At 64.0% G+C, this 4719-nt stretch carries 5 protein-coding genes; all 5 read right to left on the bottom strand.

Annotated elements, in window-relative coordinates; all coding sequences use genetic code 11:
* Positions 1–599: ATP-binding cassette domain-containing protein (locus Q0341_RS10925; protein ID WP_299513124.1), on the bottom strand; the 599-nt coding region annotated here is incomplete at its 3' end.
* Complete coding sequence (locus Q0341_RS10920) at positions 586–1440, bottom strand: ABC transporter ATP-binding protein (RefSeq protein ID WP_299513122.1); 855 nt, start codon at positions 1438–1440, stop codon at positions 586–588. The genes Q0341_RS10925 and Q0341_RS10920, both read right to left, overlap by 14 nt.
* Positions 1437–3317 (bottom strand): ABC transporter permease, encoded by a 1881-nt coding sequence (locus Q0341_RS10915; protein WP_299513120.1) that lies wholly within the window; start codon positions 3315–3317, stop codon positions 1437–1439. Before Q0341_RS10915 ends, Q0341_RS10920 begins: the two co-directional genes overlap by 4 nt.
* A 41-nt stretch (positions 3318–3358) precedes the next feature.
* Positions 3359–4096 carry a nitroreductase gene (locus Q0341_RS10910; RefSeq protein WP_299513117.1) on the bottom strand — a complete coding sequence of 246 codons (738 nt, stop codon included), beginning with the start codon at positions 4094–4096 and terminating at the stop codon, positions 3359–3361.
* Complete coding sequence (locus Q0341_RS10905; RefSeq protein ID WP_299513115.1) at positions 4093–4545, bottom strand: thioesterase family protein; 453 nt, start codon at positions 4543–4545, stop codon at positions 4093–4095. The genes Q0341_RS10910 and Q0341_RS10905 overlap by 4 nt, the downstream gene beginning before the upstream one ends.
* Between the last annotated feature and the right edge of the window lie 174 nt (positions 4546–4719).

The following is a 4719-nucleotide window of genomic DNA, read 5'->3' as shown; positions in this document are numbered from 1 at the left end:
TGCTGCGCCAGGATGTTGTTTTGCTCGGCCACCAGCATGGCTACGCCTTCGCGGGCCAGTTGCAACAAGGCCTCGCGCATGGCCGCCACCAGCACCGGGGCAATGCCCTCGCAAGGCTCATCCAGCAGCAAGAGCCGCGGGCCGGTCATCAGGGTGCGGGCCAGCGCCAGCATTTGCTGCTCACCCCCGCTCATTTGGCTGGCCGGGCGGTGCAGCATGGTTTGCAACTGCGGAAACAAAGCCATCACACGCTCAAAACGCTGCGCGGGCGTGGGCTGAACGCTTGAACCCGAGGGTGCGGCGATCCAGAGGTTTTCTTTCACAGACAACCCGGTGAACAAGCGCCGATCTTCGGCGACAAAGCCCAAGCCTGCCTGGGCACGCCTGTGCGCGGGCCAGTCCTGAATGGGGCGTCCCTGCCATTCGATTCGGCCTTGGGCTCGGGGGCCGATGCCCATCAGGCTTTGCAGCAAGGTCGATTTGCCCGCGCCGTTCAGGCCCTGAATGACGACCAGCTCGCCCTCGCCCACCGACAAGCTCACATTGAACAAGGCCTGGGCTTGGCCATACCAAGCGTTGAGTCCTTCAACCGCGAGCATCGCGCTGGCCTTTCGCATCGGGTTTCACGTTGGCGTTCAGATCGAAATCCAGCCCCAAGTACCGTTCACGCACCTGTGGGTCTTGTGCCACCGCTTCGGGGAGGCCGTCGGCCACCAAGCGGCCTTGCATCAGCACCAACACCCTGTCGGCCACACCGAACACAGCGTCCATATTGTGCTCGGTGTAAAGCACCGTCACACCTTGCGAGGCCGCCTGGCGCACCAGCGCCATCATCTCGGCCCGCTCGGCCAGAGCCAGCCCGGCAGCGGGTTCGTCCAGCAACAGCAATGACGGCGCTGCATGGTCCCTGGGATCGGCCACAGCTTCGGCCACAGCGCCGGACTCAGCGTCGGGCAAGCCCGCCAGCGCCATGGCCAGCTCCAGGCGTTTTTTCGCGCCATAAGGCAAATCGGCCACGGTCGCCTGGGCCTGGGCTTGCAAGCCCGCTTGCGCGGCCAGCCGCAGTGCCCGCTCGGGCTGGCGGCGGTCCAGCCGGTCCCACCAGGCCAGTGGCGCAGCACCGCGCAGCACCAGCTGGATGTTTTGCAGCACCGTGAGCGCCTCAAAAGTTTGCGCCACTTGAAAGGTGCGAGCCACGCCCAAGCGCTGGCGCTCGGCAGGCGGTTTGCCCAACAGGGACTGGCCTTGCCACAGCACCTCACCCGCGGTGGGCACCTGCTGACCAGCCAAGCAGGCAAAACAGGTCGACTTGCCCGCGCCGTTGGGGCCGATCAGGGCCATGCACTGGCCTGCGGGCACAGAGAAATCCACGCCATCCAGCGCCCGCACGCCGCCAAAGTGCTTGACCAGACCACTGACCTGCAAAGCTGACGTGCTCATGCGCCCCCCTTGGCTGATGTGGATGGCGCATTGCGACGAGCCAGCCATTGCTGCAGCCCGCCCAGCACACCACTCGGGGCCAGCACCATGACCAACATGATCACCAGGCCCAACACCCCGCGCCAATAGTTAAGCCCCTGCCCCAGCTCGGCCCCGCCCCACACCAAGAGCGCACTGCCCACGGCCGAGCCCCACAACTGGTGCACACCACCCAACAAAATGACCAGCAAGGCATCAACCGACATGGCGACCGAAGCCACCGACGGAAACACCGCCCCTTTGAAAGCCGCCCACAAGCCCCCGGCCAGACCTGCCAGCGTGGCGCTGCCCACAAACACCTGGTAGCGCAAAGCCTGCACCGGCAAACCACTGGCCGCCGCCCGCAAAGGTGCGTCGCGCACTGCTTGCAAAGCCGCGCCCCGGCTGGAGCGGGCCACGCGGGCCATGCCCGCCATAGCCAAAAGCATGAAGACGCACAGCGCCGCGTCCCAGAGCGCACGCGACTCGGGGGCGATCAAGCGCAGGCCGATCAGGCCGTTGTCGCCCCCCGTGAGCCCCACCCACTGCGTGGCCCCAGCCCAAATCATTTGCGCCAGCGCCAACGACAGCATGGCCAAGTACACCCCACTGCTGCGCACCACCAAGGCCCCAAACACCAGCGCCACGGCCAGCGCCAGCGCCATGCCTGCTGCCAAAGCTGCAGGCAAACCTGCGCCCCAATGCAGGTGCGCCAACGCCGCACCATAAGCGCCCAGCGCAAAAAACGCCGCGTGGCCAAAGCTGACCAAGCCGCCCAAAGCCATCATCCATTGCAGGCTCAGGCCAAACAGCATCATGACCATCACGTCCTCAGCCAGGCTGCGGCCGTAATCGCCCTGCCCCCAGGCCAGCAGCGTCAAGCCCACAAAGACCGCCACAAACAGCGCCCGGCCCCAGCCCGCCACCGGCCACAGCGCAAACACCGGCACGCTTTCGCGCTGCTCGGCATGCGCGGCCGACCCGGCCAAGCCCTGCGGACGCCAGACCAGCACCACGGCCATGGTCAAAAACACCAGCACCAAAGTCGCTTGCGGGAAAAAGCTCAGGCCCAATGCATGAATCACCCCAATCAGCACCGCCGCCAAAAAAGCCCCGCCAATGCTGCCCAAGCCCCCTGTGACCACGACCACAAAGGTCTCGACCACCACGTTCACGTCCATCTGCAAATGCGCCGGCTCTCGCGGCAATTGCAGCGCCCCGGCCAAGCCCGCCAAGCCGCAGCCCAACATGACCACGCCCAGCATGAGCGGCGCGGAGTTCACACCCAGCGCGGCCAGCATCTCGCGGTCTTGGGTGGCCGCCTTCACGCGCTGACCCCACAAGGTGCGAGTGAGCAAAAGGTGCAAGCCCAGCCAGACCAAGGGGCCCAGCGCCAAGGTGAACAATTGCCAGGTCGGGAAATACGACTCGCCCAGCTGAATGGCCCCCTTGAGGCCCGGAAAGCGCGGGGCAAACACCTCTTCAGGCCCGAAATACCAGCGCATCGCGTCGTGCAGCGCCAGCGTCAGGCCAAAAGTGGCCACCAGTTGGTAAAGCTGAGGCGCGTGGCGCATGCGCTTGAGCAAAAGCACCTCGGTCACGGCCCCCAGCAAGGCGGCCACACACGCGCCCATCAAGATCACCGCGCCATAACCCCAAGCGCTGCCCGCCATGTCGGGCCACCAGTTTGTCACCGCGTGCGCCGACCACAAAGCGCCGAGCATGAAAAAACTGCCGTGCGCAAAATTGACGATCCGGGTGACGCCAAAAATCAGCGTCAACCCGGAGGCCATCAAGAACAAGGTGGTGGCGTGGCTCAGGCCATTGAGCAGTTGCAGCGCCAGTGCTTCGAATCCCAATTCAGGCCCTTGTCTTTAAAAAAGCGCGTTGAGATAAAAAGTCAGTCCACCCAGTGGGTGAAGTCTTGGGCCGGCACGCGGGTGGTCTGGAAGGTGTTGACCAGCGCTGCTTCGTCGGCATAGCCCAGCGACATGCCGCAGACCACCATTTCGTTGTCACCCGCATCGACCAGCGGCAAGATGATTTTGGAAAACCCGTTCCAGGCCGCTTGCGGGCAGGTGTGCAGGCCACGCGAGCGGGCAGCGACCATGATGCTTTGCAAGAACATGCCGTAGTCGAGCAAACTGCCCCGGCCCATCACCTTGTCGATGGTGAAGATCAGGCCCACAGGTGCGTCAAAAAAGCGGAAGTTTTTCTGATGCTGCGCGTGCATCATGGCCTTGTCGCCTTTGCCAATGCCCAGCACGCCGTACAGGCCAAAACCGCACTCGCGGCGGCGGTCGATGTAGGGGCTGACCCATTTTTCGGGGTAATAGTCATACGACTCGGCGTAATCAGAAGCCAGCGCCGGATTGGCGCTGATGGCGTCGTGCGCGGCGCAAGTCTTGGCCACCAGCTCGTCGCGCTTGGCGCCTTGGAGCACATAGACCTTCCAGGGTTGGGTGTTGGTGCCGCTTGGGGAACGTGCCGCAACGCCCAGCACTTCTTGCAGCACGGCGCGGTCCACCGGCTTTTGCAAATAAGCACGGGCAGAAAAGCGGCTCAAGATGGCCGCGTCCACGCTGGCCGGGTCGTTCACGTGGGTGCTGACCTGGGGTCCGATGTCCAAAATGCTCATGTCAATGTCTCCAAAAATACTTTGAGTGCGGCCGGCAAGGGCACGGGGCGGCGGGTCTCGCGGTCCACGTACACATGCACAAAGTGGCCCCGGGCGGCGGTGAGGTCTTCGCCTTGCGCGAACAAGCCCACTTCGTAGCGCACGCTGGACGTGCCCAGCTTGGCCACGCGGATGCCTGCGTCAACGGTTTGCGGAAAAGCCAACGGCGCGAAATAAAAACACTGGGTTTCCACCACCAAACCGATGGTGCTACCCCCGTGGATGTCGAGCACACCCTGCTCGATCAGGGTGGCGTTCACAGCGGTGTCGAACCAACTGTAATAGACCACGTTGTTCACATGGCCATACACATCGTTGTCCATCCAGCGCGTGCTGATGGGGCGAAACGCTTTGTAGCTGCTGCGGGCGTCGGCTTGGGGTTTGGTGATGGTTGAAACTGGCGTGTTCATCGCCCGAGATTGTGCCAGCGTTGCCAATAGCCCAAAGCCACATCCCAAGTCTGCACTTGCACCTGCACCGTGGTCTCGATGTCGTGGCCGTAGCCCCCGCCCATGCACAGCACCACAGGCAGCCTGCGCTGCCAGGCCCAGTCCATCACCACCCGGTCGCGGGCCTGCATGCCG

It is taken from the genome of uncultured Limnohabitans sp., from assembly GCF_937889215.1.
Lineage (GTDB): Bacteria > Pseudomonadota > Gammaproteobacteria > Burkholderiales > Burkholderiaceae_C > Limnohabitans_A.
This window is presented reverse-complemented; position numbering and strand designations above follow the sequence as displayed.